Genomic DNA, 24114 nt, shown 5'->3' with positions numbered 1-24114 from the left:
GTCTTTGCTGACTACTGCGGGCCGGTTTGTCGCGCGAATTGGATTTGCAGAAATTCGATCAAATGTTCAGCGGCCGTCGACAGGATGCCGGTTTTTCGCGTGAGCAACTGAAACGACCATTGAAGCGGCGGACCAAACTCAAGGACCTGAACATCGAAGCGCCGTTTGGCGACCACGCTTCGATCCAAAATACTGATGCCGGCACCCGCCGCGACCAGGCCGGCAATTGCGCTTTGGGTCCTGAACTGGGCGCGTATGTTGAGTGACAGATTGTGGGCAGCAAGGTGCTGATCGAGCGCATAGCGGAACGGGCTGCCGGCTGACAGGGCAATGAACGGTGCTTCCTGAATATCCGACAGGCTGATCTTTGCCTGCTCTTCTTCGAAATGTCCGGGAGGCGCAACCAGCACCGTATTGCCTGGAAATGCGGCGTGCACCTTGAAATGATCCGGGGGACTGCCAGACAAAATGGCTATGTCGATGGATCCTGCGTCAAGCAAATTTATTGCGCGGTGCAGTTCGACAACTTCGAGCGATATTCCGATATCCGAGTTGTTTTTCATGTAGCAACCCAGCAGATCCGGCAAAATATGGTCGGCAACGACGGGTATGGCTCCCAGTCTTACATTGCCGGTTCTTGCCGATCTGATCGATTTGGCCGATGCCTGCAAACCGGACAGCACGTTGAGCGCAGATGACACGTCGTTGAAAAATACCTGTCCGTCCTCGGTCAGAACAAGCCTTCGACCCTGCTTTCTGAACAGTGTCAGACCGGTCGCGTCGGCCAGTGATTTGAGCATATGGCTGACGGCCGGCTGTGTGACGTGAAGTTGCTCTGCCGCCGCTGCCACTGATCCCAGGGTCACGACCGCGTGAAAGGCCTCTAGGGCACGTATGCTCATCTGATCGCGGAACATTACATTAAAATTTCTAATGTATTGGCTAAATTAAAGTCAATTGAATTATCAATAGACGCCTTTACACTGCGGCCATGTTCGAGGGACTTTTCGAGAATTTGCCTGCGTCGGTGCTTTGGGTGCCTTTTGTCGTGGTTTTCGTAGGAGCAGCGTTGCAGGTGGCGACCGGTGTCGGTCTCGGGCTTCTTGCCACGCCGGCCATCCTGTTTGTCCTGGACGGCCCTGCGGCGGTGCAGGTCGCCATCATCCTGAACCTTACGCTCACTGCATTTCTTCTGCCGCTCGAGATCGGATATGTGGCCTTCAGCCGCCTATACGCAATCAGCATATGGGCCTGCATCGGAATTCCGCTTGGCGGTTTTTTGCTCTTGGCCGTCGGCAATACAAGCCTGAAACTCATCTGCGGCGTTGTCGTGATTTTTGCGGTATTGCAGCTTCGGTTTTTTCCGCTGCCCGTGTTGAAATCGCCGGTGCAACTGCGTTGGCTGAACCGCATGGGCGGTGTGGTTTCGGGCGGCATGACAGGCGCACTGGCCGCGCCGGGTCCGGTTGCACTGTGGGCGCTGCTTTCGTCAGGCCTTGAGACGGCGGCGGTTCGCGCGACACTGCGGGCCTATTTCCTTTTTGCCTATGTCGTTGCCTTCGCGGTCAGCATTTTGCTTGTCGGCAGCAGCACACGCGTGTGGATGATGAGCCTCGCACTTATGCCGGCGCTCATTGTGGGTATAGGCGTCGGTATAGCGGGGCGGCGCACCATCGGTGCGACGGCGATGCGGGGCTTGCTGGAACTGGTGCTGCTGGCCATGGGGATATCCATGTTGGTGAAAGGACTGTCTGATGCCGGCGGATTTTAAAGCGGCTTTCGACCTCCTGCCGGAGTTGGAAGCACATGCCCGGGTTGATCTCGGTTTGGTGTGCTCCGATATCGATCGCCTCGACCGTCTGGGTGAACGGATCGGCGTATCGCTTCTTGCAAAGCGGGATGATGCGCAGCCGCTGGCAATGGGCGGCAACAAGGTCAGGCAACTGGAATACTATCTTGGCCCGGGCCGGGAGCAGGGTGCGGATACGGTCCTGATTACGGGCGCGGTGCAATCGAATTTCGTACGCCTGTGCGCTGCCGCGGCACGCAAAATCGGCTGGGAGGCAATTGTTCAACTCGAGGAACGGGTGCCGAAGGATGACGTTTTTTACAACACGTCCGGAAATGTGCTTCTCGATCATTTGCTCGGCGCCCGCATCCATTCATTCGCGGAAGGTGAGGATGAAGCCGCAGCGGACGCAAATCTTGACCGGCTGGCAGAGGAGCAGCGCGCCGCCGGGCGAACCCCCCATGTTGTTCATCTAGGAACCGATCATCGGCCTCTCGGCGGTCTTGGCTATGCGCTTTGCGCCGTGGAAGCGTGGCTGCAGCTCGAAGCGCTGGGCCAATCGCCCGATCATGTCGTCATCCCCTCCGGCAGCGGCTTGACCCATGCAGGGTTTCTGGCCGGGGCACGTGCAATCGGTTGGAATGTTCCGGTCCATGGTATTTGTGTTCGCAGGCCTGCACACCTTCAGCAGCCGCGCATAGAAATGCGCAGTGCGGAACTTGATCAAATGCTGGAAGGTCGCGCCGGGCTTTGCGCAGTCGATGTCATGGTCGACGATGTGACGCTGTCACCCGGATATGGGCGGATGAATGAGGATGTCCTGGCGGCAATCCGATACGCCGCCCTTGACGAGGCACTGCTGCTCGATCCCGTTTACAGCGGCCGAACAATGGCGGGTCTCGTTTCACTCGTGTCGCGCGGTGTTATCCGTAAAGGCGAAACCGTTCTTTTCATCCATACAGGCGGTTTACCGGCCATATTTGGCTATCAGACGGATCTGGCCGAGGGGCTGGGCTTTCCCGCGCATATGACACCCGTCGCGTAAGCTAACCGCCTTTACCGGCGCAATGACCCGGTTATGGCCATCATCGGCAAATCCTGTAAGGTTACGGTGCAATTACAGGGGAGCGCCGTTTCATGAAAAAGAGTCTTTCGTGGTCCTTATGCATTCTTGTGTATATGGCAACGCCCGGCCTTGCACAGCAAACAGGCAAAGACGCACTGGATGAGTGGATTAAAAGCAGTGCCGAATCCGGAACCGAGGCGACTTACCGGTCAGCAGAAGAATCCGGCGACGTTCTGACGGTCGAAGACCTTGCGTTCTCACTGACATCGTCCATTGCGCTCGGGGGTGCAAAAGACGGCGATACGCCATCGGCGGTCAAACTGGATTTTACCTGGAAGATACCCGAGCTTGTCGCAAAGAACCTGTCCGCTGATGACAGTGGCTTCTCGGCCGAGCGTCTTGAGTATCCCGATGATGTGTCGTTCAATTTTGTAGTCGGCGCCGATGACGGGGTGGTGCTTTCCTATGAGGGCACAATCAAGGATTACGTGATTGAGGGGATTTTCTGGCCGCGATATCCGAAAATTCCAGACACGCTGTTGGGCTCGACCAAGGAATGGCTGGCGCTGTTGAGCTCATTTGCGGAGGTGCAGATCGACAAGGCCGGCGCCGGAACCATTGAGCTCGATCTCGCCACGATGGAAAAACCGGATGAGGATGGTGCCGTTTCAGTTCATACGGTGATCGAAGGGTTTGACCTTCAAGGCATGTGGGACGGGCGGATCGCCGAGTACAATACCGGAGAGTTTCGTCAGGAAACGAATTACGGCTCGGTGGATGGTCAGCCCTATACGGAGTTGGTCACTGTCGAGAAAACTCAGGCGAAAAATGTCGACTACGCGGCCATGCTGGTCCTGTTCGAACCGAAACCGGTCGGAACGAGCGAGTATTTCGAGGTGATCGAATCGACGTCGATGACCGGCTATCGGGTCGAGAGCAATTTTTTTGAAGTGCTGATTGATCGCATTGCCTATGAGAACTTTGCTGTTCGGTCGCCGGAGACCGATCTGATTGCCTTCATCGACCGGCTCTCGACCGGTGTGGAACCCGATGAGGGTGAATTGTTGGCAATGGTTCTCGATGTCTACCGGTCCTTTGCTATCGGACGGATTTCCATGGACGGCTTCCTGATGGGCTTCGACGTGGATTCGGAAACCGGTTCCGGTGGGGTTGGCAACGTCACGATTTCCGATTTGAGTTCCGACGGTTTGGGCGAATTCTCCATTGGGTCGGTTGATTTCGATATCGGTGAGCAGGGCTCGTTCCGGATGGACAGATTCGCTCTGGGCGACCTGGAATTCGCGCCCTACGGACCAATGCGGGAGTTCGCCAAAAACACTCTGGCCTGGGACAATCCCGATCCGCTGGAGATTGCGCGTATTTTTACACCCAGGTCCATTTTCATGGAGCTTTCCGGATTTGCCGTTGCCTCGGAGGAATTGTCGGGAGAAGTCGGCCTTGATAACTATTTTCTCCGATTGAGCACCTTGGTCCCGCCCGTGCCGACATATATCGAGCTTTCGACCGAGGGGCTCGAGTTTCCGGTTGCGCTGATGGACGATGACGAGGCAGAAGCGATTTTCAAAGCCGCCGGCATAGATGTCTTGCGCCTGACGGAGAAAATCAAGCTGCACTGGGACGAGGACAGTGAAGACCTGGTTATTGATGAACTCGTGGTCGAGCTTGGCAATGTGGGACAGGTAAGAGCAAGCGGCCGTCTCGGCGGACTGCCGAAAGCCATCCTGCAGAACCCGCAACAGATTGAGGCGGCAATCGCGACACTCAACATCAAATCGGCAGAACTTGAACTGGTAAATGAGGGCGGTGTTCAAACAGCAATCACACTGATGGCCAAAGATGCCGGTGTCAGTGAGGGGCTGATGGTGGAAGCTCTGCTCATGCAACTGGACGACGCGCTGACCGGCATAGGAAACGAGGCTTTCCGCACCACCGTAATGAACGCCGCGAGAGAATTTTTCGACAAGCCGGACACACTCAGCGTTCGCCTTGCACCAAAACGCTCGGCGCCGGTTTCGCTGATAATCTCGGATTTGATGATGGCACCTGACATGCTGCCGGAACATCTGGGCATCTCTGTCGAAGCCAATCCCTGAGGTCCCGGGCGACACACGATTACAACAAAAAACCCCGCCGAAATGGCGGGGTTTTTTTATTGGCCTATTTAAATGCGCTTAGGCTGCCTTGGCTTTTTGGAGGTTCTCGTCGACCTTGTCGAGGAAACCGATAGTGGAAAGCCACGGCTGATCGGGGCCGATCAGCAGGGCAAGGTCCTTTGTCATGTGACCGCCTTCAACCGTTGCAACGCAGACTTCTTCGAGCGTGCGTGCAAATCGCGCAAGTTCAGCATTGTCATCGAGCTTGGCCCGGTGCGCCAGGCCGCGGGTCCAGGCGAAAATCGAGGCGATTGAGTTGGTGGACGTTTCCTCACCCTTTTCGTGCTGGCGGAAGTGGCGGGTGACTGTGCCGTGGGCGGCCTCCGCCTCGACGGTTTTGCCGTCCGGCGTCATCAGAACGGAGGTCATGAGGCCGAGCGAACCGAAACCCTGGGCGACGGTATCCGACTGAACGTCGCCGTCGTAGTTCTTACAGGCCCAAACATAGCCGCCGGACCATTTCAGGTTGGCTGCAACCATGTCGTCGATAAGACGGTGCTCGTAGGTGATGCCTGCTTCCTTGAATGCATCCTCGAATTCGGCTTCGTAGATTTCCTGGAAGATGTCTTTGAAGCGGCCGTCATAGACCTTGAGGATGGTGTTCTTTGTCGAAAGATAGACCGGAACCTTGCGCTGCAGGCCGTAATTGAGGGATGCGCGGGCAAAATCCTCGATGGATTTGTCGAGATTGTACATGCCCATGGCAATGCCCGAACCCGGCGATTCAAACACTTCGTGCTCGATTTCCTGGCCGTCTTCTCCAACAAACTTCATGAACAGTTTGCCTTTGCCTGGAAATTTGAAATCCGTGGCACGGTACTGGTCGCCGAATGCGTGACGGCCGACGATTACCGGCTTAGTCCAGCCCGGAACCAGTCGCGGCACGTTCTTGCAGATGATCGGCTCGCGGAAGATCACGCCGCCCAGAATATTGCGGATCGTGCCGTTCGGCGAACGCCACATCTTCTTCAGGCCGAATTCCTCGACGCGTGCTTCATCCGGTGTGATCGTGGCGCATTTGACACCGACGCCATGTTCCTTGATAGCGTTTGCTGCATCGACCGTGATCTGGTCGTCGGTCGCGTCGCGGCTTTCCATTCCGAGGTCATAATATTTCAGGTCGATGTCCAGATACGGGTGTATCAGCTTGTCCTTGATGAACTGCCAGATGATTCTGGTCATCTCGTCGCCGTCCAGCTCGACGACAGGGTTTTCGACCTTGATCTTTGCCATATGAAAGCCTCGTTTATTTTTGGAGTTGGGCTTCCCGCCCACTGAAAATTCGTGAAGTTCGCGCTCCTATACCATTGTGATGCGCGAAGGCAAAGGCGCAGCGCCTCGCGAATTGGTATTAGACCATTTGAGCCGGTATTTTCTGTGCTATCAGGTGGCAGTCAGTTTTGGAGGGCGATCGGGCATGGAATTCACATCGGCGTATTACGAGGACAGAAAGAGGCGCATCCACTATGTCTCCATGGGAGCCCCGTCCAATCCGCTGATGCTGTGCCTGCACGGATTTCCCGAATATTGGGGCGCCTGGCGCGACATAATGCCGTTGCTGGCCGAAACGCACCATGTGGTTGCGCCGGACCAGCGCGGATTTGGCAGGTCGTTCAAACCGGATGGGGTTGAGGCGTATCAGACTCGCCACCTTGTGAAGGATATGGCTGCGCTGGCAGATCATCTGTCTCCCGAAAGACGCTTCGTGCTTTTCGGCCACGACTGGGGATCGGCGGTGGCTTACGCGTATGCATTTGGCTTCGCCGACCGGCTGAGCGGTCTTATCGTTGCCAACGGCGTTCATCCCTTCACGTTTCAAAAGGCAATTATTGACGACCCCGAACAACGTGCGGCAAGCCAATATATGAACTGGCTGCGTGGTGATCAGGCAGCGGCGGCAATGCGCGAAAACAATTATGCCCGCACGCTCAACATGATTTCCGGCTTTTCAGCTGCCGGCTGGATGAGCGAAGAGACAAAAGCTGCCTATCGGGACGCCTGGAGTGGCGAGGGGACAATGGAGGCGATGCTCAACTGGTATCGTTCCTCGCCTGTTGTCGTTCCGCCGGTATCGCAGCCGGCATCTGAACTTGAAGGAAAAGTGCCCGTTTACGAAATTCCGTCCGAAGCCATGTCGGTCCGTGTGCCGCATCTCGTCGTGTGGGGCGAAGACGATGAGGCATTGCGTCCTGCGTGTCTTGAGGGGCTTGACCAGTTTGCCGACGATCTGACGGTCACGCGCGTGGCAGGGACAGGCCACTGGATTTTGCACGAATGCCCGGAGGCCGTTGCGGCCGCTGTCAGGGAGTGGATTGCCGAAAGGGAAATCTGAGTGCGGCATCAGAGCCGGCTACAATTAGGGGTTATCTGGGCCAGAAATTCGTGCAAGGATTGCGGATAGCGTTATCAGCTTGTGCGAGGTGGCCGGTGTTTTACTACAACGTTCGCAACTCCAATGATCCGGCGAGAACGGCTGATGGCCTTCTGCGGCTGAAACAGGATATGGCGAGTGCCGGCATACCGCCACGCGGACCGGACACAACGCTGATCGCCACCTGGAACATTCGCGAGTTCGACTCCAAAGCCTATGGTCCACGATCGCTGGAGTGTCTCTATTACATTGCCGAGATCTGCTCGAAATTCGATATTATCGCAATACAGGAAGTGCGCGAGAAATTGGACGCGCTCGACAAGGTCCGTGACATTATGGGCAGGGGATGGCGGTATATCGTCTCCGACGTCAGCGAGGGAACGCCGGGCAACCGTGAACGCATGGCGTTTCTCTATGACAGCTCAAAGGTGAGCTTTACCGGGCTGGCCGGTGAGATCGTTGTACCGCCGATCGAAGTCAAGAAAAACGGCAAGACCGTTCGTTATGATCCCGCCCGCCAGCTCTACCGGACACCCTTCATTGTCGGTTTCCGTTCAGGATGGACAACCCTTCAGCTGTGCACGGTTCACATTCTCTACGGCGAGGATGAGGCCGACAATCCGGAACGAACCCGGGAAATCGGCGCTGTAGCCCAATTCCTCGCGAACCGCGCCAGGGAAGGGCAGATCGAAGATGCCAATCTGGTGTTGCTTGGCGATTTCAACATCTACCACCCGGGGGATGTCACGATGAAGGCAATCACCGATGCGGGCTTCATCATCCCCGAGGAGTTGCAGGAAGTTCCGGCCACCAATACCGGCAAGAAGAAGAGACACTACGACCAGATCGCCGTTATGCCGCAGATGTGGAGAATGGAGACGACGGGGAATGCCGGTGTCTTTGACTTTTACAACACCGTCTATCGGGCAAGTGATGAGGATGAGGCGGCCTATGTGCCGGAAATGGGCGATGCCTATGATGTGACCAGCAAAGGCAAGCCGCGGACGGATTCCGGCAAGACCGGCTACTACAGAACCTACTGGCGCACGCATCAGATGTCCGACCACCTGCCGATGTGGATCGAGGTCCGGTCCGATTACTCAGTGGACTATCTCCAGGAATTTTTGATCGAGGAAACCTAGAGAACTTTCCAGCCACTGGCCGGATGGCCGCGTGGTCAATTGCACTGAGCCGGCATACCCAGACCTTTTCTACAGCGCCCGGATGTGTCAGGTAGTGCCGTGATTGAGGCAGGCGACCGGATAGGGTGAATGGCAGGAACTGACAAACAACGGGCGTTGATAACCGAAGGGCCGGCGGTGATCCTCGTTGAACCGCAGCTTGGAGAAAATATCGGCATGGTTGCCCGTGCCATGGCCAATTTCGGTCTGTCGGAGTTGCGGCTGGTCAATCCGCGCGATGGCTGGCCCAGCGAAAAGGCGCGTTCTGCAGCAAGCAAGGCCGACCATGTTATCGACGGGGCGGTCGTCTTCGACACGCTGGAAGAAGCGATTGCCGACCTCAATTTCGTCTTCGCCACAACAGCGCGCGAAAGGGACGGATTCAAAACGGTACGCGGGCCTGTCGAGGCGGCGGGAGCATTGCGCAAGCGGTTCGCCGCCGGGGAAAAATGCGGCGTCCTTTATGGCCGAGAGCGATGGGGGCTGAATAACGAGGAAGTCGGGCTGGCCGACGAGATCGTGACCTTTCCGGTCAACCCCGCCTTTGCCTCGCTCAATATTGCACAGGCCGTCCTGCTGATGTCCTATGAATGGATGAAAACCGGGCTGGCGGGCGATTCAGAAACGCAGTTTTCGCAACCTGAAATGCAACCGGCCACCAAGGCAGACCTGCAAGGCCTGTTCGATCACGTTGAGGAAGCGCTTGATGCGCGCGGATATTTCCGACCGCCACATAAAAAGCCCAAAATGATCGACAATCTGAGGGCAGTCCTCAGCCGACCGGGTTTTTTCCGTCCGGAAATCCGGCTGTTGCGCGGCGTCATCCGCTCGCTGGATCTTTATAGCCGCCAGGCACCAAAGGGGTCCGGCGCACCTGAGGCCGGTGATGCAGGCGCTGGCAAAGAAGTGGAACACTAGCATTGAGCCAGCGCCCGGTTCTGTTGTTTGATTCTGGAATTGGCGGCCTGACCGTTCTGCGGGAGGCGCGTGTCCTGATGCCTGAGCGGCGCTTCGTATATGTGGTGGACGATGCCGGCTTCCCTTACGGAAGTTGGGGGGAAGATGAGCTGACTGAGCGCATAGTCGGGCTGTTCGCCAAGCTTATCGCGCGATATGAGCCGGAACTATGCGTCATTGCCTGCAACACCGCATCGACGCTTGTGCTGGAACATCTGCGCAAGGCATTTGCCGCGACACCGTTTGTCGGCACGGTTCCGGCTATCAAGCCGGCGGCCGAGCGAACCCGCTCCGGGCTGGTCAGCGTCCTTGCAACGCCCGGAACGGTGAAAAGGGCCTATACGCGGGACCTGATTCAGTCCTTCGCCGCTCAGTGTCACGTGCGCCTTGTGGGCTCCGAGAACCTTGCCGGGATCGCTGAACGGTACATTCGCGGCGATACGATCGAGCCCGATGAGGTACTCGCAGAAATTGCTCCCTGCTTCGTCGAACAGGAAGCGCACAAGACCGATATCGTCGTTCTTGCCTGTACCCATTATCCGTTCCTTGCCAATCAGTTCCGCAGCCTGGCGCCATGGCCGGTGGACTGGCTGGATCCGGCGGAGGCGATCGCAAAGAGAGCGCAGTCGCTTCTGGCACCTGTTCAAGCTGCCTGGGAGGAACCGGATACGGCGGTATTCACCTCCAATGAACCTGACTTTGCGGTAAAACGCCTGATGTCGGGCTTTGGTCTGGCCCTCGCACCGATGCACCATTGACAAGCCATCCGGTATGTCTTAAATCCCCGCCATCTCCGGGCGCTGTGCCCGGTTTTTGTTACGTGTCCCGTGAATGACCGCTGCGAAAAAGGCAGGACATTCTGTCAGTCGACAAAAAAAGTCGGCAGAGGAGGGCGCGTTTCCTTTGACCGGTTTGGAAACAGGCCGGTTTAACCGTGTGAAAGGGAATGCGATGAGCAAACGCGATTCATCCAAGTATAAAATTGACCGCCGTATGGGCGAGAATATCTGGGGTCGTCCAAAGTCCCCGGTCAACCGCCGCGAATACGGCCCGGGCCAGCACGGCCAGCGCCGCAAGGGCAAGCTGTCCGACTTCGGCATTCAGCTGCGCGCCAAGCAGAAGCTTAAGGGCTACTACGGCGACATCCGCGAAAAGCAGTTCAGAAAAATCTACGCAGAAGCAAACCGCCGCAAGGGCGATACACCGGAAAACCTGATCGGTCTTCTGGAATCGCGTCTCGACGCCGTGGTCTACCGCGCCAAATTCGTGGCGACCGTTTTTGCAGCTCGCCAGTTCGTCAACCACGGTCATGTCACGGTAAACGGTGTTCGCACCAACATTCCGTCCTATCGCTGCAAGCCCGGCGACGTCATCGAAGTGCGCGAAAAGTCGAAGCAGCTTGCATTCGTGCTGGAAGCCACACAGCTTTCCGAGCGAGACGTTCCGGAATATATCGAGGCCGACCACAACAAGATGGTTGCCACTTACGTGCGTATCCCGACGCTGTCAGACGTGCCGTATCCGGTCCAGATGGAACCGAACCTCGTTGTCGAATTCTATTCGCGTTAATCAAGGCGAATTTTTCGGATCAGGAAGCCGCCGGCAATACCGGCGGCTTTTTTTGTTTTCATGCCGCCCGCTTCGGAGTAGGAACCGAGTCACGTAGCCTTTTCACAAGGCGGTGTACGAGCCATGCGGACGGGACAATTCAAATGAGCATGCTTGAATCCATGGAAAACGGAGCACCTGCGGCTGTGGCAAACGACGCAGAGCAAAGCGATGCGTGCCATCCGATGTTTCGCAATGTGCCGTCGACAGTCAGCTTCAACAAGTTGCGCAAAAGGCTGTTGCGGCAGGCCCGCCAGGCGATTGACGATTTCGCGATGATCGGTCCCGAAACCGACCGCAAGCAGCGCTGGCTTGTTGCGCTTTCGGGCGGAAAGGATTCCTACGGTCTTCTTGCCCTGCTGCTCGACCTGCAGTGGCGAGGACTTTTGCCGGTAGAGCTCGTCGCCTGTAATCTCGATCAGGGCCAGCCGAACTTTCCGAAGTACATTTTGCCCGAGTTCCTCGAACGAAACGGCATCCCCCACCGCATCGAATACCGGGATACCTATTCGGTGGTGACGGAAAAACTCGCTGAAAACAGCACCTATTGCTCTTTGTGCTCGAGGCTCAGGCGCGGTCACCTTTATCGCGTCGCCCGCGAAGAAAATTGTGATGCGCTGGTGCTCGGCCATCACCGCGAAGACATACTGGAAACCTTCTTCATGAATTTTTTCCACGGTGGCCGGCTGGCTGCAATGCCGCCCAAACTGCTTAATGACGAAGGCGATGTGATGGTTTTCCGCCCGCTTGCCTATTGCGCCGAGGACGACCTGGCGAAGTTTGCCGATGCGATGGCGTTTCCGATCATTCCCTGCGATCTGTGCGGTTCGCAAGACGGTCTGCAGCGCAATGCAATGAAGGCGATGATCGCGGGTATCGAAAAACGTATGCCCGGGAGAAAGGACACCATGATCCGCGCACTGACAAATGTGCGACCCTCCCATCTCATGGACCGCAGTCTCTTTGATTTTACCGGTCTCAACATACAATCAAACATTCAGGCTGAAGAAACACCATGATATTTTCCGATCGCGATATCGCCACGCTGAATGATATTCTGGTGCAGGCGGGCGATAGAGAAATCGTGCCGCGCTTCTGTCGGATCAACGACGCCGACATCAAAGAGAAAGAGGCGTCGTGGGATGTCGTGACCGAGGCCGATACGGCGGCTGAGAAATATATTTCCGCTGCGCTGCTTCAACACTATCCGAATGCACGCATCGTCGGAGAGGAAGCTGCGGCGGAAGATCCGTCCGTCATCGAAGGCCTCGGCGACACGGATCTGGCCTTCGTAATCGATCCGGTCGACGGGACGTATAATTTTGCGTCCGGAATGCCGACTTTCGGAACGATACTCGCTGTGGTCGTCGGCGGCGAGTGCGTCGCCGGGATCATCCATTATCCGATCGGGGGCGAAAGCCTTGTCGGTGTCGCGGGTGGCGGCAGCCGGCTCATCGACGAGCAGGGCAATGCGGAGCCGGTCAAGGTGGCCGCACCCGTGACGCTCGATCAGATGGTCGGCACGGTGTCCTGGGGCTTCATGAGCGAGCCGCAGAGAAGCCGCGTTGCCGGCAATCTTTCAAAGATCGGCATGTCTTTCGGTTTCCGCTGTTCAGCTTGGGAATACCGCTTGGCAGCGACGGGCAGGGCACACTTCGTCAGTGCCCAGAACCTCATGCCCTGGGATCATCTTGCCGGTGTTCTTATCCACGAAGAGGCCGGCGGCTACTCCGCCTGTGTCGATGGTGAACGTTACAGGCCGGGCATCGTAGAGGGCGGCCTAATCACGGCCTCCGACAGGGATTGCTGGGAGTTGATCCGCAGGGAAATTTTCGATGCGTAAGAACGCCGCCTGATTACAGCTATTCAGTTTGGTCCGGTCGCACGAAGAGCTTGCCCTTTTCGGTCCACACGATGATGACCACGGCGGTCCAGCCGAACACGGCATATCCCATTGCAAGTGGCACCAGCGTGCCGTCAAAAGCCTGCCCGACTACAGCTCCAAGCACCGCGCCGCCGGTGAAGGATATGACGCCCATTACCGATGACGCCGTGCCGGCGATGTGGCCGAGCGGCTCCATTGCCAATGCGTTAAAATTCGGCGGAACGAGACCAAAAGCGCCGGCGATGGCCGCCAAGAGCAGATAGGCGACCAGGAAGGGTGGCGTTCCGGCAAAGCTGATCACAAGCAGGATCGTGCCGAGGGTTGCAAATGCAATGAGCGCGCTGTGGGATATCAGCCGCATACCCACCTTGCGCACAAGAAAACCATTGGTGAAATTCAGCACCGCCATCACGCCGGCGTTGAGGGCAAAGACCAGCGCAAAAAGGTGGCCGAGATCGTAGACAGACTGGAATACCTGCTGGGCCGATACAACAAATGCAAAAAGCCCGCCGAAGCACAGGGTGGATGCCAGCGTATAGCCCATCGCGAGACGGTTCGAGAGGATCTCCTTGAATGCGTTGCCGATAGCAGAAAACGACAGCGGCAACCTTTCCTCGCGCGGCAGGGTTTCCCGCATGCGCAAGCCGCTCCAGGCCGCCAGAAGAAGGCCGGCAAAGCCGAGGAAAATAAATATCCACTGCCAGGACGAAATATCGACGATCCACTGGCCGATTGCCGGAGCGACAATGGGCACGATCATGAAGACGGTGAATGTATAGGACATGACCCGTGCCATTTCACGGCCGCCGAAGCAGTCGCGCACAATGGCGTTGACCACAATGCGCACCGCCGCTGCTCCAACGCCCTGCGCCAGGCGCAATAGCAGGAGCATGGAAAAACTGTCTGCAAAAGCGTCCGCTACCGCAGTCACGGCATAAAAAAGGATTGCAGGGATCAAAACGATCTTGCGTCCAAACCGGTCCGACAGCGGGCCGAAGAGGATCTGGGCGCAGCCAAAACCAAGCATGAACACGACGATGACTGCCTGGCGGTCATTGTCGTCTGTAATGGAAAAACTGTCGCCGATCTGCGGCAGGGCCGGCAGCATGATGTCGATGGAAAGCGCGACGATTGAGCTCAACGCTGCGACAAGCACGATGAATTCGAGAAAACCGATGCCGGCTTTTTCAACTCTTTCAACGCGCTGTTTTGCACCAGCGGATTGTCGACCCGAACCGGGTTCGCTTCTCATGTCCATGTTGCTGCCTTTGGTATAACGCCGAAAAAGACCGGAAAACGGCCGGGCGAAATATGCAAATGTCGGGATCCGTGCGGGGCCTGTTAAATCAGGCGCATACCCGCGAATCATATCGACCGGTCCGCAGATTTCGCGCGGCCCGGAACATTGGCGTATCGTTAAATCGCTGAATTGGCAATACAGTACGATCACTATGGCGCTGACGGAAGGCCCTCCGTCAGCGATGATCGATTGGCGGAGTTAGCCGGTATATCCGGCCAGATTGCCGTTTATGACATAGTCCAGGATGCGGACGATCTGATCGGGTGTCTCGACAACGGCGAGTGCCGCGGCGTCGACTTCCTTCAGCGGATGCTGGTGTTCGGGACCATGCATGACAATCAGCGATTTACCGAGTGCCGAGGCATAGCCGGCGTCAAAAGCGGCGTTCCACTGCTTGTACTTTTCGCCGAAGCGCACGACGACGACGTCGGCGTCGGCTAAGAGCGTGCGGGTACGGATCGCATTGACCTGTGCGCCCTTGTGATCGTGCCAGAATTTGTCCGGCTCGGCGCCGAGGATCGATACGCCGCAATCATCCGAAGCTTCGTGATGCGTCACCGGAGCGCTGAAGGTTACCGGCAGATTGGCGGCCTTGACGCCAGCCTCGATCTGCTCGCGCCAGTCCGTGTGGATTTCTCCGGAGAGATAAACGTTCCAGTTACGCATCAGGCCGCGCCTTTGACTGCGATGCCCTTTTCGCTCAGGTGGCTCTGGAGCTCGCTGGCCTGGAACATCTCGCGAATGATATCGCATCCGCCGACGAATTCGCCCTTTACGTAGAGCTGCGGAATTGTCGGCCAGTTCGAATAGTCCTTGATGCCCTGGCGCAGATCGTCGTCGGCCAGAACATTGACGCCTTTATATTCAACGCCGAGATAGTCGAGAATCTGAACCACCTGACCGGAAAAGCCGCATTGCGGAAATGACGGTGTGCCCTTCATGAAGAGGACGACATCGCTGCCCTTGACTTCATTGTCGATGAATTCGTTGATGGCGGTCATGAGTTATTCCTTGTCGCTGCCGGGGAAAAGGCCCGGAGTTTGTGTTAGCCCGTAAATAACTCCGAACCGTCCGGATTTCCAGCCCCTGCGGCAAAGCAGCAACGAAATTGGCAAGGGTGCTTGCAAGTTGTGGCTTTCAAAGCAAAAAAGGCTGCGGAGATTCCGCAGCCTTCAACTCAGCTTTGACATTTCGGTCAGAAGTTCAGGCACTTTTCCAAAAGAGCCGGATCCGGATATTTGGCATCGGGGCCGAATTCCGCATAGCAAGCGGAGGTCCAGGCATGGGCCGTATTGTCGAACGGCGCAGCGGTCGGTCCGGAGCCGGACTGGATCTTCATCGGTGCCGTAGTGGTCGGGCCGGTCGCGCGGCGCAGCGTATCCGCATTTGCCGGTGCAAAGGCGGCAAGCGACAGCGTTGCGGCGATGGCGAAAGAAGCAGCGGTTGCGATTGCGGTTTTCATTTGGTCTCTCCTTGGTTTGTTCAATCCCTTTCGGGTGCATGAACAAACTAGGCGGACCCGGCTGAACGGCGCTCGAATGCGCCATTCAGGTTGCATTCATGGAATTTTTCGCTACTCAGGCGCGCTCGTTTGCAGCGCCAGGGCATGCAATGCATCGCCCATATTTCCCTGGAGGGCCTTATAGACCATCTGGTGCTGTTGCACCCGCGACTTACCTCGAAAACTTTCCGAAACAACTTCGGCGGCGTAGTGATCGCCATCACCAGCAAGATCGCGGATGGTCACGTCCGCATCAGGGATTGCGGCCTTGATCATCTCTTCAATGTCTCCGGCGCTCATCGGCATGGCATTCTCCCCGTATTCTTCTTCAAACTGTCTTTCTGCACGCGCTCAGCCTTCACCAGCCATTGCTGCAGTCCCATCCATATAGTCTGGGAACCATGATTCATAGGCAGTGCGCAACTCTTCTACAGATATGGAGAGCAGCTCATCGATCGTCAATCGGTCACCGCCGACGGTTCCGAGCCGCCTGAAGGACACACCGGCGCCTTCGGCATTCATGCATACGAAGTTGGCGAGCTCGGGTGATACGGTCGCGACATAGCGCGCCTGATCCTCACCAAAGAGCTGCGCGTGCGCGGGTTCCAGTTCGTTATCCAGGCCAATCTGCATGCCTTTACCTGATGCGATGGCCATTTCCGACAGGCACAGGGCGAGGCCGCCGTCGGAGATGTCGTGGCAGGCGCTGAACTGGTCGTTGCGGATGGCTGAGCGGACAAAATCGCCATTTCGCTTTTCCGCCCAAAGATCGACCGGAGGCGGGGGGCCGTCCGTCTGGCCGAGATGATCGCGCAGATAAACCGACTGGCCGAGATGGGTCCCGTCCCCGCCGAACAGGATGATGACGTCGCCCTCATTCGAACCGCCTATGGTTGCCATCTGCGACCAGTCCGGGATGAGGCCGACACCGGCAATTGTGGGGGTCGGCAGGATCGCCTCCCCATTGGTCTCGTTATAAAGAGAGACATTGCCGGAAACGATGGGAAAGCCGAGGGCTGAGCAGGCTTCGCCGATACCTTCGATCGCTTTCACAAGCTGGCCCATGATTTCGGGGCGCTCCGGATTGCCGAAATTGAGATTGTCTGTCGATGCCAGCGGTTCGGCGCCGGTTGCCGTCAGATTGCGCCAACACTCGGCGACGGCCTGCTTGCCGCCTTCAAACGGGTCGGCCTCGCAATAGCGCGGGGTCACATCGGAGGAAAAGGCAAGCGCTTTCGAGGGATGGCCGTCGACGCGGACAACGCCCGCATCTCCGCCGGGCAATTGCAGGCTGTTTCCCTGGATGAGCGTGTCATATTGTTCGAACACCCAGCGGCGCGACGCATTGTTGGCGGATCCAACGAGTGACAGCAACGCCTTGCCGTAGTCTTCGGGCTCATCGATCTGCTGTGCGGCAAGCGGTGAATAAAGACCGGTTTCACGCCAGGGGCGGTCATATTCCGGTGCTTCGTCGCCGAGTTCCTTGATCGGCAGGTCGGCGACGAGGTCACCCTGGTGGAATATCCGAAAGCGCAGATCGTCGGTGGTCTTGCCGACAATGGCAAAGTCCAGCCCCCATTTGACAAAGATCGCCTGGGCTTCGGCTTCCATTTCCGGACGCAGGACCATGAGCATGCGTTCCTGGCTTTCAGAAAGCATCATCTCGTAGGCGCTCATGTTTTCTTCGCGCACCGGCACCTTATCGAGGTCGAGCTCAATGCCGAGATCGCCTTTTGCGCCCATTTCAACGGCAGAGCAGGTGAGGCCGGCCGCCCCCATGTCCTGAATGGCGATAACGGCACCGGATGCCATTAGCTCCAGACAGGCTTCCAGCAGGCATTTTTCAGTGAACGGGTCGCCCACCTGCACGGTCGGACGTTTCTCTTCGATCGATTCGTCGAACTCGGCTGAGGCCATCGTTGCTCCACCGACACCGTCCCGGCCGGTCTTTGCGCCAAGATAGACGACGGGCAATCCAACGCCTTCTGCCTTGGAGTAGAAGATCGCATCGGACTTTGCGAGACCCGCAGCAAACGCGTTGACGAGGCAGTTGCCATTGTAGCGCGCGTCGAACTCGACCTCGCCGCCCACGGTCGGAACGCCGAAGGAATTGCCATATCCGCCGACACCGGCAACAACCCCGGCGACAAGGTGATGGGTTTTGGGATGATCGGGTTCGCCAAAACGCAGGGCGTTCATTGATGCAATGGGCCGTGCGCCCATGGTGAAGACGTCGCGCAAAATGCCGCCAACGCCCGTCGCCGCGCCCTGATAGGGTTCGATGTAGGAGGGGTGATTGTGACTCTCCATCTTGAAGACAACGCAGTCGCCATCGCCAATGTCGACGACACCGGCGTTTTCTCCGGGGCCCTGTATGACCTGCGGGCCGTCGGTCGGTAGCGTGCGCAACCATTTCTTGGAGGATTTGTAAGAGCAGTGCTCGTTCCACATGGCCGAAAAGATACCGAGTTCGGTGAAGCTCGGTTCCCTGCCCATCAGCTCCAAAATGCGGTCGTATTCATCCGGCTTCAGCCCATGGGCTTCGATAAGGTCCGGGGTGATCTGGATTTCGTTGGGTATGTTCATGTCGGCTTTATTGTAAACGAGTTTAAAGTGGCTAAGCGCATGCGGTCGAGCCGCTGGTCCAGCGCTTGATATCGGCGGTCATGCGGCTACCGGTGGCTTCGAACAGCAGCGGACCATAGGCGTTGACGGTGGCAGGATTGCCTTCACCTTCGACGACGGCCAGCGGGCGGTCCTCAGGTCTGTTGCGCGGCACAATCAGGATGCGGGGCCGGCCGGAAAAGGAATTGAGCTCTGGGGCAAGGCGATAGGCTCTGAAACTGCGCTCGCCGCTCTTGAACCAGCATTTGCTGGCTGCCAAGGCAATGCGCTCCATGGTCGGCAGAGCCGCTTCGGACGACTTGAGAGTCAGATTGCCCGGGCCGGAAGTCTGGCAGGCCGTCAGCAGTCCTGCGGCGACCAGGGTTGCTGTAGCGGTCAATCCTTGCCTCAGTGCCCTCATGCGGCAATTCCAAGCGCGGCGCTGAACAGTGCCTGGCCGTCGGTGCCGCCATGGGCTGCTTCGATGAGATTTTCAGGGTGTGGCATCATGCCAAGCACGTTGCCAGCCTCATTGACGATGCCGGCAATGTCGTTGATCGAGCCGTTCGGGTTTGTACCGTTGGCGTAGCGGAAAACGACTTGTCCGTTGTCTTCGAGCTTCTTCAGCGCATCGGGTTCGGCAAAATAGTTGCCGTCGTGATGGGCGACCGGGCAACGGATGATATCGCCTTGGCCGTATTGCCCGGTAAAGGCTGTGTTTGCGTTTGCGACCTCGAGCTCAACTTCGCGGCAGACGAATTTGAGCGAGGCATTGCGCATCAGTGCGCCGGGCAAAAGGCCCGCCTCTACCAGAATCTGGAAGCCGTTGCACACGCCCATAACACGAACGCCTGCCTCGGCTTTTTTTCGAACCGCTTCCATGACCGGCATGCGGGCGGCAATGGCACCGCAGCGCAGATAATCGCCGTAGGAGAACCCGCCCGGGATGACGACCAGATCGACGTCGGGAATTTCCGTCTCGGTCTGCCACACGGTAACGGGCGGCTCGCCTGAAATTTTGGTCAATGCGGCAATCATGTCCCGGTCGCGGTTGAGGCCGGGCAGGAGGAGGACAGCAGATTTCATAGTTCTGGAACGCCTTGCGGATCTGGGTCGGTTCGGCTGCCTTTTAACGCATATGTGGGTGAATTGCGATAGCTGTTGCTTTGCTTTCCAGTGCGGAGTATTGTTTAGATATTTTAAACTTAAAATAAACGCTGCTGAACCGGAAATCAGGGTGTTTTGCAGATAACCGGATCGTCCGGACCATGGAGTAAAAATTGGCAAAGGAAACCAGCCGGGTCGAAAGCGGCATGTCGCTCGATTTCGAGGGGCGCATGTCCTATGGCGACTACCTGAAGCTCGACACTTTGCTGTCGGCGCAGTCTCCGCTGAGCGACAAGCAGGATGAAACCCTCTTTGTCATTGTCCACCATGTACAGGAACTGTGGCTGAAACTGATCATAAACGAGCTTGAATTTGCCATGGGCAATCTGCGTGAGGACAAGGCCGGAATCGCTTTCAAGGCGCTTGCACGCATTTCCGCGGTTCAAGAGCAGCTCATTACGGCGTGGGACGTGCTTTCGACCATGACCCCGTCCGACTATATGACATTCCGCGATCAGTTGGGGCAGGCGTCCGGTTTCCAGTCCTACCAGTACCGGCTTGTGGAAATTCTGCTCGGTGCCAAGGATGAACGCATGCTGGCGCCGCACAGGCACCGTCCGGAAATCTTTGAGCGGCTTGAAGCCGCCTTTCGCGGACCGAGCATCTACGATGAAGCGATCGCGCTTGTCGGCCGGGCAGGATTTGACGTTCCCGATCTGCTGCTGAAACGGGACTTTTCAAAAACCCATACATTCAGCGATGCGCTTCGCGACATCTGGCTGCAGGTCTATCGGGAGCCGGAGCGTTATTTCGAGCTTTACGAGCTTGCCGAGGAACTTGTCGATGTCGAGGACCGGTTCCAGCAATGGCGGTTCCGCCATATGAAAACCGTTGAGCGAATCATCGGTTACAAAAAGGGTACCGGCGGCTCATCCGGGGTTGGTTTCTTGAAAACCGCGCTCGACCGTACGTTTTTTCCTGAACTTTGGGCGGTCAGGACCGATCTATAGGATTCAGACGAGTTCGACCGAATAGTCTTCGATGACAGTGTTTGCGAGCAGCTTTTCGCACATGGCGGAAATCTGCTCCTGCGCCTTCGCCGTATTCGTGGAAGAAAGTTCGATATCGAACACCTTGCCCTGGCGGACCTGGCCGACGTCTTCGAAGCCGAGCGAATCGAGCGCGCCTTCTATGGCCTTGCCCTGTGGGTCGAGCACCCCGTTTTTCAGAGTGACTGTGACACGTGCCTTGATCACGGTTGCTGTTCCTTGAGTGCTGTTCGCTGTCTTTATTTGACCAGGACCGGCCCGGTTCCGCGTGGCGGCTCGTTCTTGTTGACGATGCCGAGGCGGCGGGCGACTTCCTGATAGGCTTCCACCAGACCGCCGAGGTCGCGGCGGTAGCGGTCCTTGTCCATCTTGTCCTTGGTTTCTATATCCCAAAGGCGGCAGCTGTCCGGCGAAATCTCGTCGGCGACGACAATGCGCATCATGTCGCCCTCGAACAGGCGGCCGCATTCGATCTTGAAATCGACCAACTGGATGCCGACGCCGAGGAAAAGGCCGGAAAGGAAGTCGTTGACGCGGATGGCGAGCGCCATGATGTCGTCGATTTCCTGCGGGCTTGCCCATCCGAATGCGGTGATGTGCTCTTCTGAAACCATGGGGTCATCGAGCGCGTCGGCCTTGTAATAAAACTCGATGATCGAACGCGGCAGGACGGTGCCTTCGTCAAGACCGAGCCGCTTGGAAAGCGAACCGGCAGCCACATTGCGCACCACCACTTCCAGCGGAATGATCTCGACTTCCTTGATGAGCTGTTCGCGCATATTCACGCGTTTGATAAAATGCGTCGGAATGCCGATCCGGTTGAGATTTTCGAAGACATACTCGGAAATCCGGTTGTTGAGCACGCCCTTGCCTTCGATGACATCGTGCTTCTTGGCATTGAATGCGGTGGCATCGTCCTTGAAAAATTGTACGAGTGTTCCCGGTTCCGGGCCTTCATAGAGAATTTTGGCCTTGCCCTCATAGATACGGCGGCGACGATTCATGATGTTCTCTGTTTCTGCAGCGGGAGATTGAGTGCTGCCCCATTTGCGTCAAATTCCGCTACCATCTAGCTGAAACCGCCGCATTTCACAATCGCCGGGTCTCGTCAATTTGACGAAATAGGCAGATAATTTGCCCGCGACCAAAGCAGCGATTGATCTTTTGGCAGGCATTTGGTTTAGAGATGTAAGCCAAGCAGATACTTGCTATAAAGGTTTGCAGAGCTATGTAATAACTTTACGTTCAGGAGAACTGAATATGAGCGGCATGGACGAGCGCAGCGAAGCCTACGAAAACAAATTTGCACATGATGAGGAGCTGCGGTTCAAGGCCGAGGCCCGTCGCAATAAAATGCTGGGCCTGTGGGCAGCAGAATTGCTTGGCAAGGAAGGCGATGACGCCGAAGCCTACGCCAAGGAAGTGGTATTGGCCGATTTCGAAGAAGCCGGTGACGAGGACGTATTCCGCAAGGTTCGCCGTGATTTTGACGAAGCCGGTGTGGACCAGTCAGATCATCAGATTCGCCGCCACATGGATGAATTCATGCATACGGCAATGGAGCAAATTGTTTCCGAGTAATCAATATTTTGGCCCCGTTTCTTAATGTATCGGGGCCAATTTGCATTCAGGCTTCTAGTTTGCTGAGAAATTTGGCGAACACCATGAGGCCTTCTGGCCACGGGCCGAATCCCGACTCAGCATTGATATGTCCGGCTTTGCCGGCATCCATGAACAACGCTCCCCAGGCCGCGGCAATGTCGTCCGCCGATTCGTAGCTGCTGTACGGATCGTCGCGGCTTGCGATCACGATGGCCGGAAACGGCAGGGGATCGCGCGAATACGGCCCGAATGTCATGAGGTGTTTTGGCCGGATTTTCGGATTTTCGACTTCAGGCGGTGCCACAAGCAGTGCGCCGCTGACCTTGTTGGTGAATTCGGGAACCGCCTGGACGGCTGCGGCCGCGCCAAGCGAATGGGCGACTATGACGACCGGTTTTTCTGCCTCGTTTACGGCTTTTGCGATGTTTGCGGTCCAATCATCGCGTTCCGGTTTTGACCAGGCTTCCTGCTCTACCCGCCGGGCGGTTGAAAGTTTGGCCTGCCAGCGGCTCTGCCAGTGATCAGGGCCCGAATTCTTGTAGCCGGGAACGATCAGGATGTCGGCGTCAGAAGCTTTCATCGATTACTCACCACACAAATCCTGAGAAACAGGTCTACGTACCAAAGACGCGCGCAAATATCGTATCGACGTGCTTGGTATGATAGCCGAGGTCGAATTTTTCTCGGATATCATCTTCAGAAAGCGCGTTGCGAACCTCTTCATCCGCCAGCAGCTCTTCGAGGAAATCCTTGCCTTCCTCCCAGACCTTCATGGCGTTGCGCTGAACCAGCCGGTAGGCATCCTCGCGGCTGACGCCCGCCTGGGTCAGGGCAAGGAGAACGCGTTGGGAGTGCACCAAGCCCCTGAATTTGTTTAGGTTTGCCATCATGTTGTCAGGATAGACGACGAGTTTTTCGACAACACCGGTCAACCGCGCAAGGGCAAAATCCAGCGTAACGGTGGCATCCGGACCAATCATGCGCTCGACCGACGAATGCGAGATATCACGCTCATGCCAAAGCGCGACGTTTTCCATGGCGGGCATTGCATAGGAGCGGACCATGCGGGCAAGGCCGGTCAGGTTCTCGGTCAGAACCGGGTTGCGTTTATGCGGCATGGCAGAAGAGCCCTTCTGGCCAGGCGAGAAGTATTCTTCGGCTTCCAGGACCTCGGTGCGCTGCAGGTGACGGATTTCGACCGAAAGCCTTTCGATCGAGGAGGCGATGACGCCGAGCGTGGCAAAATACATTGCATGGCGGTCACGCGGGATAACCTGCGTTGAAACTGTTTCGGCGGAAAGGCCCATGGATCTGGCGACATGGTCCTCAACACGCGGGTCGATATTGGCAAATGTGCCGACTGCCCCCGAAATAGCGCAGGTGGCAATTTCTTCGCGTGCCGCCTCCAGCCGTTTCAGGCAACGCTCGAACTCGGCGTAGGCGAGGGCCAGTTTAACCCCGAAAGTGGTGGGTTCCGCATGAATGCCGTGGCTGCGGCCGATGGTGATCGTTTCCTTGTGCTCAAGTGCCCGTTTCTTAAGCGCAGCCAGCAGTTTGTGCATATCTGCAAGCAGAATGTCCGTTGCTTTCACCAACTGGACATTGAAGCAGGTGTCGAGAACATCCGAGGAGGTCATGCCCTGGTGCACGAACCGTGCGTCCGGCCCGACGATTTCGGAAAGATGTGTCAGAAACGCAATGACATCGTGTTTGGTGACAGCCTCGATCTCGTCAATGCGGGCAACGTCGAATGTTGCCTTGCCACCTTTTTCCCAGATGGTTTCGGCAGCCGATTTGGGTATGACGCCGAGTTCTGCCAATGCATCGCAGGCGTGGGCTTCAATTTCAAACCAAATGCGAAACTTGGATTCGGGCGACCAGATGGCCACCATTTCAGGACGGGAATAACGAGGGATCATT

General features: G+C 56.9%; 26 protein-coding genes. 12 read left to right on the top strand and 14 right to left on the bottom strand.

All coding sequences use genetic code 11. The annotated features are described in order from the left end of the window. Positions 1 to 11 precede the first annotated feature (11 nt). On the bottom strand, positions 12 to 902 hold the full coding sequence (locus ABVT35_RS13240; RefSeq protein WP_368467051.1) for a LysR family transcriptional regulator: 891 nt from the start codon (positions 900 to 902) through the stop codon (positions 12 to 14). 89 nt (positions 903 to 991) lie between these two features. Between ABVT35_RS13240 and ABVT35_RS13235 the strand changes: the two genes are divergently transcribed. The 3 genes from ABVT35_RS13235 (at position 992) to ABVT35_RS13225 (ending at position 4969) form a co-directional block, all read left to right on the top strand. Beyond that, positions 992 to 1771, top strand: coding sequence for a sulfite exporter TauE/SafE family protein (locus ABVT35_RS13235; RefSeq protein WP_368467050.1), 780 nt, complete (start codon positions 992 to 994; stop codon positions 1769 to 1771). Next, positions 1755 to 2834 (top strand): D-cysteine desulfhydrase family protein, encoded by a 1080-nt coding sequence (locus ABVT35_RS13230; RefSeq protein ID WP_368467049.1) that lies wholly within the window; start codon positions 1755 to 1757, stop codon positions 2832 to 2834. Before ABVT35_RS13235 ends, ABVT35_RS13230 begins: the two co-directional genes overlap by 17 nt. A 92-nt stretch (positions 2835 to 2926) precedes the next feature. Beyond that, a complete protein-coding gene (locus ABVT35_RS13225) occupies positions 2927 to 4969 on the top strand; it encodes a hypothetical protein (RefSeq protein ID WP_368467048.1) in 2043 nt (680 codons plus the stop codon). A gap of 78 nt (positions 4970 to 5047) precedes the next feature. Here ABVT35_RS13225 and ABVT35_RS13220 read toward each other — a convergent pair whose 3' ends face one another. Beyond that, positions 5048 to 6262: an NADP-dependent isocitrate dehydrogenase gene (locus tag ABVT35_RS13220; RefSeq protein WP_368467047.1), complete on the bottom strand. Its 1215-nt coding sequence runs from the start codon at positions 6260 to 6262 to the stop codon at positions 5048 to 5050. Between the two features lie 184 nt (positions 6263 to 6446). Between ABVT35_RS13220 and ABVT35_RS13215 the strand changes: the two genes are divergently transcribed. The 7 genes from ABVT35_RS13215 to ABVT35_RS13185 all read left to right on the top strand — a co-directional run bounded on the left by ABVT35_RS13215 (position 6447) and on the right by ABVT35_RS13185 (position 12989). After that, a complete protein-coding gene (locus ABVT35_RS13215; protein WP_368467046.1) occupies positions 6447 to 7361 on the top strand; it encodes an alpha/beta fold hydrolase in 915 nt (304 codons plus the stop codon). A 95-nt stretch (positions 7362 to 7456) separates the two neighbouring features. Beyond that, positions 7457 to 8542 (top strand): endonuclease/exonuclease/phosphatase family protein, encoded by a 1086-nt coding sequence (locus ABVT35_RS13210; protein WP_368467045.1) that lies wholly within the window; start codon positions 7457 to 7459, stop codon positions 8540 to 8542. 129 nt (positions 8543 to 8671) lie between these two features. Next, positions 8672 to 9499 (top strand): RNA methyltransferase, encoded by an 828-nt coding sequence (locus ABVT35_RS13205; protein ID WP_368467044.1) that lies wholly within the window; start codon positions 8672 to 8674, stop codon positions 9497 to 9499. A 2-nt stretch (positions 9500 to 9501) separates the two neighbouring features. Continuing rightward, positions 9502 to 10296, top strand: coding sequence for a glutamate racemase (gene murI / locus ABVT35_RS13200; RefSeq protein WP_368467043.1), 795 nt, complete (start codon positions 9502 to 9504; stop codon positions 10294 to 10296). Between the two features lie 193 nt (positions 10297 to 10489). Then, positions 10490 to 11107, top strand: coding sequence for a 30S ribosomal protein S4 (gene rpsD, locus ABVT35_RS13195; RefSeq protein WP_368467042.1), 618 nt, complete (start codon positions 10490 to 10492; stop codon positions 11105 to 11107). Between the two features lie 161 nt (positions 11108 to 11268). Continuing rightward, the gene (ttcA, locus tag ABVT35_RS13190; RefSeq protein WP_368467873.1) at positions 11269 to 12165 is read left to right on the top strand and encodes a tRNA 2-thiocytidine(32) synthetase TtcA; all 897 of its coding nucleotides are present in this window, start codon (positions 11269 to 11271) and stop codon (positions 12163 to 12165) included. Next, a complete protein-coding gene (locus ABVT35_RS13185; protein ID WP_368467041.1) occupies positions 12162 to 12989 on the top strand; it encodes an inositol monophosphatase in 828 nt (275 codons plus the stop codon). Before ttcA ends, ABVT35_RS13185 begins: the two co-directional genes overlap by 4 nt. A 19-nt stretch (positions 12990 to 13008) precedes the next feature. On the opposite strand, the gene ABVT35_RS13180 is transcribed toward ABVT35_RS13185, so the two are convergent. The 8 genes from ABVT35_RS13180 to purQ all read right to left on the bottom strand — a co-directional run bounded on the left by ABVT35_RS13180 (position 13009) and on the right by purQ (position 19522). After that, entirely contained in the window at positions 13009 to 14289 is a 1281-nt protein-coding gene (locus ABVT35_RS13180; RefSeq protein ID WP_368467040.1) for a multidrug effflux MFS transporter, read from the bottom strand. Positions 14290 to 14529: 240 nt separating this feature from the next. After that, the gene (locus ABVT35_RS13175; RefSeq protein WP_368467039.1) at positions 14530 to 14997 is read right to left on the bottom strand and encodes a YtoQ family protein; all 468 of its coding nucleotides are present in this window, start codon (positions 14995 to 14997) and stop codon (positions 14530 to 14532) included. Beyond that, positions 14997 to 15332 (bottom strand): Grx4 family monothiol glutaredoxin, encoded by a 336-nt coding sequence (gene grxD / locus ABVT35_RS13170; protein ID WP_368467038.1) that lies wholly within the window; start codon positions 15330 to 15332, stop codon positions 14997 to 14999. The genes ABVT35_RS13175 and grxD overlap by 1 nt, the downstream gene beginning before the upstream one ends. 194 nt (positions 15333 to 15526) lie before the next feature. Next, positions 15527 to 15793, bottom strand: coding sequence for a hypothetical protein (locus ABVT35_RS13165; protein ID WP_368467037.1), 267 nt, complete (start codon positions 15791 to 15793; stop codon positions 15527 to 15529). Between the two features lie 111 nt (positions 15794 to 15904). Further along, positions 15905 to 16138: a BolA family protein gene (locus ABVT35_RS13160; RefSeq protein ID WP_368467035.1), complete on the bottom strand. Its 234-nt coding sequence runs from the start codon at positions 16136 to 16138 to the stop codon at positions 15905 to 15907. 45 nt (positions 16139 to 16183) lie between these two features. Then, on the bottom strand, positions 16184 to 18418 hold the full coding sequence (gene purL / locus ABVT35_RS13155) for a phosphoribosylformylglycinamidine synthase subunit PurL (protein ID WP_368467034.1): 2235 nt from the start codon (positions 18416 to 18418) through the stop codon (positions 16184 to 16186). A 31-nt stretch (positions 18419 to 18449) separates the two neighbouring features. Next, entirely contained in the window at positions 18450 to 18857 is a 408-nt protein-coding gene (locus tag ABVT35_RS13150) for a hypothetical protein (RefSeq protein WP_368467033.1), read from the bottom strand. After that, positions 18854 to 19522, bottom strand: a complete 669-nt coding sequence (gene purQ / locus ABVT35_RS13145; RefSeq protein ID WP_368467032.1) for a phosphoribosylformylglycinamidine synthase subunit PurQ — start codon at positions 19520 to 19522, stop codon at positions 18854 to 18856. The genes ABVT35_RS13150 and purQ overlap by 4 nt, the downstream gene beginning before the upstream one ends. Before the next feature lie 227 nt (positions 19523 to 19749). Here purQ and kynA point away from each other — a divergent pair, with 227 nt between their 5' ends. Next, positions 19750 to 20553 (top strand): tryptophan 2,3-dioxygenase, encoded by an 804-nt coding sequence (kynA, locus tag ABVT35_RS13140; RefSeq protein WP_368467871.1) that lies wholly within the window; start codon positions 19750 to 19752, stop codon positions 20551 to 20553. A 3-nt stretch (positions 20554 to 20556) separates the two neighbouring features. Here the strand turns inward: kynA and purS are convergent, their stop codons facing one another. Both purS and purC read right to left on the bottom strand, forming a co-directional pair. Beyond that, the gene (gene purS, locus ABVT35_RS13135) at positions 20557 to 20799 is read right to left on the bottom strand and encodes a phosphoribosylformylglycinamidine synthase subunit PurS (protein ID WP_368467031.1); all 243 of its coding nucleotides are present in this window, start codon (positions 20797 to 20799) and stop codon (positions 20557 to 20559) included. 32 nt (positions 20800 to 20831) lie between these two features. Further along, positions 20832 to 21596 carry a phosphoribosylaminoimidazolesuccinocarboxamide synthase gene (purC, locus tag ABVT35_RS13130; RefSeq protein ID WP_368467030.1) on the bottom strand — a complete coding sequence of 255 codons (765 nt, stop codon included), beginning with the start codon at positions 21594 to 21596 and terminating at the stop codon, positions 20832 to 20834. A 256-nt stretch (positions 21597 to 21852) separates the two neighbouring features. On the opposite strand from purC, the gene ABVT35_RS13125 reads away from it, so the two are divergent. Further along, positions 21853 to 22173 (top strand): DUF1476 domain-containing protein, encoded by a 321-nt coding sequence (locus tag ABVT35_RS13125; RefSeq protein ID WP_368467870.1) that lies wholly within the window; start codon positions 21853 to 21855, stop codon positions 22171 to 22173. Positions 22174 to 22219: 46 nt separating this feature from the next. Here ABVT35_RS13125 and ABVT35_RS13120 read toward each other — a convergent pair whose 3' ends face one another. Further along, positions 22220 to 22774: an RBBP9/YdeN family alpha/beta hydrolase gene (locus tag ABVT35_RS13120; RefSeq protein WP_368467029.1), complete on the bottom strand. Its 555-nt coding sequence runs from the start codon at positions 22772 to 22774 to the stop codon at positions 22220 to 22222. A 34-nt stretch (positions 22775 to 22808) separates the two neighbouring features. Then, the gene (gene purB, locus ABVT35_RS13115) at positions 22809 to 24113 is read right to left on the bottom strand and encodes an adenylosuccinate lyase (RefSeq protein ID WP_368467028.1); all 1305 of its coding nucleotides are present in this window, start codon (positions 24111 to 24113) and stop codon (positions 22809 to 22811) included. Position 24114: the final 1 nt, after the last annotated feature.

This window comes from Hoeflea sp. TYP-13 (genome assembly GCF_040932035.1).
GTDB lineage: Bacteria > Pseudomonadota > Alphaproteobacteria > Rhizobiales > Rhizobiaceae > Hoeflea_A.
The sequence above is the reverse complement of the archived record's forward strand: the minus strand, read 5'-3'. Positions and strand labels throughout refer to the sequence as shown.

What these genes read in the sequence shown, in the direction of transcription:
- ABVT35_RS13215 (WP_368467046.1), top strand. Translation starts at nt 6,447, where the DNA reads ATGGAATTCACATCGGCGTATTACGAGGACAGAAAGAGGCGCATCCAC.
- kynA (WP_368467871.1), top strand. Translation starts at nt 19,750, where the DNA reads ATGTCGCTCGATTTCGAGGGGCGCATGTCCTATGGCGACTACCTGAAG.
- ABVT35_RS13150 (WP_368467033.1), bottom strand. Translation starts at nt 18,857, where the DNA reads ATGAGGGCACTGAGGCAAGGATTGACCGCTACAGCAACCCTGGTCGCC.
- purC (WP_368467030.1), bottom strand. Translation starts at nt 21,596, where the DNA reads ATGAATCGTCGCCGCCGTATCTATGAGGGCAAGGCCAAAATTCTCTAT.
- ABVT35_RS13180 (WP_368467040.1), bottom strand. Translation starts at nt 14,289, where the DNA reads ATGGACATGAGAAGCGAACCCGGTTCGGGTCGACAATCCGCTGGTGCA.
- ABVT35_RS13205 (WP_368467044.1), top strand. Translation starts at nt 8,672, where the DNA reads ATGGCAGGAACTGACAAACAACGGGCGTTGATAACCGAAGGGCCGGCG.
- purQ (WP_368467032.1), bottom strand. Translation starts at nt 19,522, where the DNA reads ATGAAATCTGCTGTCCTCCTCCTGCCCGGCCTCAACCGCGACCGGGAC.
- purB (WP_368467028.1), bottom strand. Translation starts at nt 24,113, where the DNA reads ATGATCCCTCGTTATTCCCGTCCTGAAATGGTGGCCATCTGGTCGCCC.
- purL (WP_368467034.1), bottom strand. Translation starts at nt 18,418, where the DNA reads ATGAACATACCCAACGAAATCCAGATCACCCCGGACCTTATCGAAGCC.
- ABVT35_RS13160 (WP_368467035.1), bottom strand. Translation starts at nt 16,138, where the DNA reads ATGCCGATGAGCGCCGGAGACATTGAAGAGATGATCAAGGCCGCAATC.
- ABVT35_RS13220 (WP_368467047.1), bottom strand. Translation starts at nt 6,262, where the DNA reads ATGGCAAAGATCAAGGTCGAAAACCCTGTCGTCGAGCTGGACGGCGAC.
- ABVT35_RS13230 (WP_368467049.1), top strand. Translation starts at nt 1,755, where the DNA reads ATGCCGGCGGATTTTAAAGCGGCTTTCGACCTCCTGCCGGAGTTGGAA.
- grxD (WP_368467038.1), bottom strand. Translation starts at nt 15,332, where the DNA reads ATGACCGCCATCAACGAATTCATCGACAATGAAGTCAAGGGCAGCGAT.
- ABVT35_RS13120 (WP_368467029.1), bottom strand. Translation starts at nt 22,774, where the DNA reads ATGAAAGCTTCTGACGCCGACATCCTGATCGTTCCCGGCTACAAGAAT.
- ABVT35_RS13235 (WP_368467050.1), top strand. Translation starts at nt 992, where the DNA reads ATGTTCGAGGGACTTTTCGAGAATTTGCCTGCGTCGGTGCTTTGGGTG.
- ABVT35_RS13125 (WP_368467870.1), top strand. Translation starts at nt 21,853, where the DNA reads ATGAGCGGCATGGACGAGCGCAGCGAAGCCTACGAAAACAAATTTGCA.
- ABVT35_RS13165 (WP_368467037.1), bottom strand. Translation starts at nt 15,793, where the DNA reads ATGAAAACCGCAATCGCAACCGCTGCTTCTTTCGCCATCGCCGCAACG.
- ttcA (WP_368467873.1), top strand. Translation starts at nt 11,269, where the DNA reads ATGGAAAACGGAGCACCTGCGGCTGTGGCAAACGACGCAGAGCAAAGC.
- ABVT35_RS13175 (WP_368467039.1), bottom strand. Translation starts at nt 14,997, where the DNA reads ATGCGTAACTGGAACGTTTATCTCTCCGGAGAAATCCACACGGACTGG.
- ABVT35_RS13225 (WP_368467048.1), top strand. Translation starts at nt 2,927, where the DNA reads ATGAAAAAGAGTCTTTCGTGGTCCTTATGCATTCTTGTGTATATGGCA.
- ABVT35_RS13185 (WP_368467041.1), top strand. Translation starts at nt 12,162, where the DNA reads ATGATATTTTCCGATCGCGATATCGCCACGCTGAATGATATTCTGGTG.
- rpsD (WP_368467042.1), top strand. Translation starts at nt 10,490, where the DNA reads ATGAGCAAACGCGATTCATCCAAGTATAAAATTGACCGCCGTATGGGC.
- ABVT35_RS13240 (WP_368467051.1), bottom strand. Translation starts at nt 902, where the DNA reads ATGAGCATACGTGCCCTAGAGGCCTTTCACGCGGTCGTGACCCTGGGA.